This is a genomic window from Streptomyces milbemycinicus, assembly GCF_002154605.1.
Classification (GTDB): domain Bacteria; phylum Actinomycetota; class Actinomycetes; order Streptomycetales; family Streptomycetaceae; genus Streptomyces; species Streptomyces milbemycinicus.
On sequence record NZ_MUNE01000257.1, the window covers coordinates 1 to 6,340 of the forward strand.

General features: G+C 71.9%; 5 protein-coding genes. 2 read left to right on the plus strand and 3 right to left on the minus strand.

The window, feature by feature from the left end:
- Positions 1-936 (minus strand): histidine kinase (locus CCN51_RS21140; RefSeq protein ID WP_143675862.1); only part of this gene is annotated, 936 nt, incomplete at its 3' end.
- A gap of 321 nt (positions 937-1,257) precedes the next feature.
- Between CCN51_RS21140 and CCN51_RS21145 the strand changes: the two genes are divergently transcribed.
- Positions 1,258-1,830, plus strand: coding sequence for a TetR/AcrR family transcriptional regulator (locus CCN51_RS21145; protein ID WP_014178076.1), 573 nt, complete (start codon positions 1,258-1,260; stop codon positions 1,828-1,830).
- A 136-nt stretch (positions 1,831-1,966) separates the two neighbouring features.
- On the opposite strand, the gene CCN51_RS21150 is transcribed toward CCN51_RS21145, so the two are convergent.
- On the minus strand, positions 1,967-4,717 hold the full coding sequence (locus CCN51_RS21150) for a SpoIIE family protein phosphatase (protein WP_086859967.1): 2,751 nt from the start codon (positions 4,715-4,717) through the stop codon (positions 1,967-1,969).
- A gap of 185 nt (positions 4,718-4,902) precedes the next feature.
- Here CCN51_RS21150 and CCN51_RS21155 point away from each other — a divergent pair, with 185 nt between their 5' ends.
- On the plus strand, positions 4,903-5,391 hold the full coding sequence (locus CCN51_RS21155) for a DUF7144 family membrane protein (protein ID WP_238545411.1): 489 nt from the start codon (positions 4,903-4,905) through the stop codon (positions 5,389-5,391).
- Here the strand turns inward: CCN51_RS21155 and CCN51_RS21160 are convergent.
- A partial coding sequence (locus CCN51_RS21160; protein WP_086859969.1) for a PP2C family protein-serine/threonine phosphatase occupies positions 5,378-6,340 on the minus strand: 963 nt, incomplete at its 5' end. The genes CCN51_RS21155 and CCN51_RS21160 overlap by 14 nt on opposite strands.

The following is a 6,340-nucleotide window of genomic DNA, read 5'->3' on the forward strand; positions in this document are numbered from 1 at the left end:
CTCGGCGCGGGCGAGGGCGGCCGGGCCCATGACGAGACCGCCGTCCTCGACGGTCACCACGACGCCGGTGTGCGTCTCCTGGACGTACACATGCACCTCCTCGGTGGGAGGCGAGAAGGTGGCGGCGTTGTCCATGAGTTCGGCGAGGGCGTGCATGACGCCCTCGGCGGCGTAACCGGCGACCGCGGCGGTGCTGGCCGAGTGGATCCGGACCCGCTGGTAGGCGCTGATCCGGCCGACCGCGCCGCGCAGCACGCTCTCCATGACGATCGGCTTGGTCCAGCGGCGTCCGGAGCGGGCGCCGGTGAGGACCGCGATGCTGTCCGCGATACGGCCTGCCTGCGCGGTGGTGTGATCGAGCTTCAGCAGGTCGCCGAGGACGGCCTCGTCGTGCCGGTTCTCCATCTCCCGCAGGTCGGCGAGCATGCTGGTGGCCAGCGCCTGCACCCGGCCGGCGGCGTTGGCGCAGGCGGCCATGGCCGAGGCGCGCATGCGCTCACCGGTGGCCACTTCCCGCACCAGCATCTTGAGCACCCGGTCGTGCGCCCCGCTGGCGGGCGAGGGCAGCGTGGAGAGCACGGTGTCCACCGTCTCGCCTTCACGCAGCTGCCCCACCGCAGATGGAATCGTTTCATCGGCGAGCTTCGCGGCCTCGGCCTCCATCACCGCCGAGCGCCGGTTGACTTCGGCCTGCATGGCCGACGTACGCCGCGCGGCGTCGGCCTCCACGGCCGCCAGGCGCGCCTGGAGCCGCCGTACGGCCTGCGCGCGGGCCGAGGCGAACGCGACGGCCACGCAGAGCAGGACGGCGGCCACAGCGCAGAACAGGCCGACGGACGCCCGGTGGGCGGAGGGCACTTCGGCCGTCACCCAAGCGCCCACACCGCCGACGACCACGGCGGCCAGCAGTGGTACGGCCAGGGCCTGCCGCGTCATGGAGAGCCCTTTGACGGGTTGGCTGGATATATGTGCTGACATCTCTCAGGTCCTCAGGGGCGCGATCGAGGGTTGAGGGCGGTTTCGAGCCATGGGCGGCACATCGTAGTACCGCACACAGGCTTTTGACCGGCCCGCTCGCCAATCGGACCTTGACATCCCGTCAGCACGGCGGAACAAACGCCGCATGGCCCCCGCGTGGCGACCACTGAACCCCCGTCAAACGCCAGCAAACAGAATGAGCCGCTCCGGTCCGTACGTCCACCCACATGGCTCGATCTCTGTCGACGCTAGTGCGCCTAGCGTTGCTAGAATCAGGGGATGTCATCCACCGAGCGTCGCGAACGCGAACGAGCACAACGCCATCAACTGATCATCACCGCCGCCCGCGAGCTGGCCGAGGCCGAAGGCTGGGACGCGGTGACCACGCGCCGGCTGGCCGAGCGCGTCGAGTACAGCCAGCCCGTCCTCTACAGCCACTTCAAGGGCAAGGACGCCATCGTCCGCGCGGTGGCCCTCGAGGGCTTCGACGACCTCGGCGCCCAGATGCGGCGGGCCCGGCTCGCCGAGATCTCGCCGAAGGAGGCGCTGCGCGCGCTGGGCCGGGCCTACCTCGACTTCGCCGCCGACCGGCCCGCGCTGTACGAGGCCATGTTCATCATGCCGACCGACCTGGCCTTCGCCGGCACCGAGACGCCCCCCGCGCTGCGCGCCGCCTTCGGCGAGATCGTCGCCGTGGTCGGGCCGCGGGACGGCGTGGGGCTGTACGCCGAGGTGTTCTGGGGCTCGCTGCACGGCATCGCCGTCCTGGTGCACGGCAAGCGGATGCCGGCCGAGCACCAGGGGGACCGGCTGGACCTCCTGGTGGAGCACTTCACCCCGGAGGCGGGCTGAGGCGGACACGCCGAGCGGGCCGGGGCACGCCGGGAACGGGCAGGCCCCAGGCCGGCGGACGGAGTCCGGCGCAGCGCCCCGAAGCCCGTGAGGCCCCCTGGGGCCGATCGGTGCGAGGGGCGCACGGGGAAGGGTGTCAGGGCAGGGCCAGCTCCGCCCAGATGACCTTGCCCTCGGCCGTGTAGCGGGTGCCCCAGCGCTCCGCGAACTGTGCGACCAGGAACAGCCCGCGGCCCCCCTCGTCCGTCGTCGCCGCGTACCGCAGATGCGGCGAGGTGCTGCTGTTGTCGGACACCTCGCAGATGAGATTGCGATCGCGTAGGAGTTGCACCCGGATCGGACCGGTGGCGTAGCGGATCGCATTGGTGATCAGTTCGCTGAGCACCAGCTCCGCGGTGAAGGCCATGTCCGGCGCCGCCGCGGGCAGACCCCATTCCGTCAGCTGCTCGATGGCCGCGGCCCGCACCTCGGCCACCTTCGCCGGGTCGCAGGGGATGTCCCAGCTCGCCACCCGGTCGGGTCCCAGCACCCGGGTGCTGGCCACGATCAGCGCGATGTCGTCGGTGGGGCGTGCGGGCAGCACGGCGTCCAGTACGTCCGCGCAGGTCCGGTCGGGGGTGCGGCCGGGGTGGGCGAGGGCCTCGCGCAGCAGCTCGAGCCCGGCGTCGATCTCCCGTCTGCGGTCCTCGATGAGCCCGTCGGTGTACAGCACCAGCTGGCTGCCCTCGGCCAGCTCCAGCTCGGCCGTCTCGAAGGGCAGGCCGCCCAGGCCCAGCGGCGGCCCGGCAGGCAGGTCGATGAACTCCACGGAGCCGTCGGGGGCGACCACCGCGGGCGGCGGATGTCCGGCGCGGGCCATCGCGCAGCGCCGGGTCACCGGGTCGTAGATCGCGTACAGACAGGAGGCCCCGGTGATCCCCGCACCGCCCTCCAGGCTCTCCGAGGTCTCGTCCTGGTCGATCCGGGCGACCAGGTCGTCCAGGTGGGAGAGGAGTTCGTCGGGCGGCAGGTCGAGGGTGGAGAAGTTGTGCACGGCGGTGCGCAGCCGCCCCATCGTGGCCGCGGCATGCAGTCCGTGACCGACCACATCGCCCACCACCAGCGCCACCCGCGCCCCCGGCAGCGGAATCACATCGAACCAGTCACCACCCACCCCCGACTCCGCCGGCAGATACCGGTACGCCACATCCAGCGCGCTCTGCTCGGGCAGGGCGCGGGGCAGCAGGCTGTGCTGGAGCGTCACCGCCATGGTGTGCTCGCGCGTATAGCGCCGGGCGTTGTCGATGCAGACGGCGGCGTGGGAGGCCAGCTCCTCGGCGAGGGCGATCTCGTCCTCCTCGAAGGGGGCGTTCTTCTCCATGCGCCAGAAGCTGACCATGCCCAGCATGACGCCCCGGGCCCGCAGCGGCACCGTCACCAGCGACCGGACGCCGTAGTCGATGGCCAGGCCGGTCTGTTCCGGGTCCTGGGCGCGCCAGCCGTGGGCCTCCCTCAGGTCCGGTTCGACCGCCGCCTGCCCGCTGGCGAAGCCCCGGGCCTGCGGGGTGGAGGAGACGAACGAGAAATGGGTGCCCACCTGGTAGAAGGGGTGGACGTCGCTGATGCCCCGGACCGCCGTGCGGAACATCTCGATACCGCCCACCGCCAGCGGCTCCTCGCCGCGCAGCACGGGCTCCGCCAGGTCGACGGTGACGAAGTCGGCGAACCGCCCCACCGCGACCTGGGCCAGCTCCTCGGCGGTCCGGCCGACGTCCAGCGTGGTGCCGATCTCCACGCTGGCGTCGTACAGCAGCTTGAGGTGCTTCTGCGCCACCTCCGCCCGCCCCGACAGGACGCGCAGCTCGGTGGAGTCCCGCAGGGTCGCCACGCTGCCGGGCGGGCCGCCGTCCCGGTCCGTGGGGCGGTTGTTGACCGCCAGCAGCCGGTCCCCGGCCACCAGCACCTCGTCGGAGACCACCTGCCCGGACGCCAGCGCCTGGGCCATCTGCGGCTCCAGGCCGAGCTCGGTGACGGCCCGGCCCTCCGGGTATTCGGGCAGGTCGAGCAGGCGGCGCGCCTCGTCGTTGGCCAGCATCAGCCGGCCGCCGCCGTCGACGATCAGCACGCCTTCCCGTACGGAGTGCAGCACCGCGTCGTGGTGCTCGTACATGCGGGTCATCTCGGCCGGGTCCAGGCCGTGGGTCTGCCGCCGCAGCCGTCTGCTGACCAGGGCCGTGCCGCCGGTGGCCAGGGCGAGCGAAGCGCCGGCCGCGCCGATGAGGATCGGCATCTGGCGGTTGGCCAGCCCGCTGACCTTGTTGACCGTGATGCCCGAGGCCACCAGGCCGATGACCTTGCCCCGGCTGTCGGTGACGGGCACCACGGCCCGTACGGAGGGGCCGAGCGTACCGGTGTACGTCTCGGTGATGGTGTGGCCCTTGACGGCGGGGCGGTAGCTGCCGAGGAAGTGGTGGCCGATCCGTGAGGTGTCGGGGTGGGTGTAGCGGATCCCCTTCGTGTTCAGCACCACGATGAAGTCGACCCCGGCGTCCTTGCGCGCCGCTTCGGCCAGCGGCTGGAGCACGGCGGTCGGCTGGGGGGAGCGCAGCGCGGCCGGCATGCCCGGTGCGTTGGCGAAGGTCTCGGCGACGGCGATCGAGCGGTGGCGGGCCTCGTTGGCGGCGTCGTGCTGGACCTGCAGAACGAGCGCGACGGACGCGGCGGCGATCAGCAACAGCACGATGACCAGCTGCAGCAGAAAGACCTGGCCGGCGACGCTGCGCGTACTCAGCCAAGAGCCAGAGCGCGCCCCCGCCGCCTCCGGGCGCTCACGCCGCCGACTCCGTGGGCGCCGACCGGGGAACGTACGGGCAGCCAGTACCCACGATCGACCCTTAAACCGGGCCATACACCTACATCTACACCGCGTCCCCCCGGAAGGCGAACCACCCCGCGTTCCGCAGGTGCCGACCTCGACGACCTATGCAAACCTGAAAAGGTGTAATTAGCCATAATTGCCGTATTTCATCGGCCGTTCGGCGGTCGTTCGGCGGTCGTTCGGCGGTGGTGTCGGCAGGGACTAAGGAGCCCGCAATGGCCAGTCACGTCGGTGGAGTTCAGCCGCAAGCCGCTCCGGGTGTGCACCACAGAGCGGCGGTGACCGGATGGGCCGTCTTCGCGGCCGTCATGCTGATCTTCGCGGGGCTCCTGGCCCTCAGCCAGGGGATCTCGGCCATCCGCCACGACCAGGTGTTCGTGGTCACGCGTCACTACGCCTTCACGTTCAACCTCACGGGGTGGGGATGGGTCCACGCGATCATCGGCGCCCTCGCCGTGGTCGCCGGTGCGGCCCTGTTCACCGGCGCCATGTGGGCCCGGGTGACCGGTGTGGTGCTGGCGGGTCTCAGCCTGATCGCCAACTTCCTGTGGCTGCCCTACTACCCGGTCGGGGCCGTGACGCTGCTCATCCTGGACGCCCTCGTCATCTGGGCGCTGTGCGCGGGGATGTCCGAACGGCCGCAGGGACAGCCGCAGGCACAGCAGGGCCAGCAGGGACAGGGCCCGCCGGTCACAAGCCGATGACCACCAGCGCCGTATCGTCCGCGACGGTCCCGCCCGTGACGCCGAGGTCGACCAGCAGCGCATCGGCCAGCTGCTCGGGGTCCAGCCCCCCATGCCGGGACAGACTGTCGGCGAGCCGGCCGAGCCCGACGTCGATGTCCTCGCCGCGCCGCTCGATGAGCCCGTCGGTGTACAGCACCAGGATGCCGCCCGGTGTGTACGGAAGGGTGGCCGCGGGCTGCTCCACATGCTCGGGGCGGGCGCCCAGCGGCGGATCGGTGGCCTTGTCGAGCCGTACGACATCGCCCTCGGCCCGCAGCAGCAGCGGCGGCGGATGGCCGGCGCAGCTGTAGCAGATGGTCCGCGCAGACCGGTCGATGACCGCCTGCACGGCGGTCGCGGCCAGCGCCCCTTCGAGGGAGCGCGCGTACAGGCCGAGCGCATCCAGCGCCCGGGAAGGGGTGCCGACCACCCTCATCGCCGCGCTCAGCGCGCTCCGCAGCTGCCCCATCACACACGCGGCCCCCAGCCCCTGGCCCACCACATCACCCACCGCCGCCGCGATCCGGCCGTCGGCCAGCTCCGACACCTCGTACCAGTCACCGCACACATTGAGCGAGCCGACCGCGGGCCGGTAGCGGACCGCCACATGCAGATGCAGCCCCGGAACCAGCGCGGGCAGCATGGCCTGCTGGAGCGCCAGCGCCGTCGACCGCTCCCGGGCGTGCGCCTCCCGCAGCCGCTCGTTGACCTCCTGCAGCTCCCGCGCCCGGGTGCGGAGGTCGGCGTCCATCTCCGCGGTGCGCTTGAGCGGCGCCTGCGCCCGCTCCCGGACGAAGTCCGTCACGTCCTCCACCCGGTGGATGATCAGCTGGACCGAGCCGTCCGGGCCGAGGACCGGGGTGTTGATCGGGCTCCAGTACCGCTCTTCGAACCGCCCCTTGTCCCTCCTGTCCCTCCGCCCCCTGCC

Excerpts from the sequence above, each read along its gene's own strand:
- CCN51_RS21145 (WP_014178076.1), top strand. The coding sequence starts at position 1,258 with ATGTCATCCACCGAGCGTCGCGAACGCGAACGAGCACAACGCCATCAA.
- CCN51_RS21150 (WP_086859967.1), bottom strand. The coding sequence starts at position 4,717 with ATGGCCCGGTTTAAGGGTCGATCGTGGGTACTGGCTGCCCGTACGTTC.
- CCN51_RS21155 (WP_238545411.1), top strand. The coding sequence starts at position 4,903 with ATGGCCAGTCACGTCGGTGGAGTTCAGCCGCAAGCCGCTCCGGGTGTG.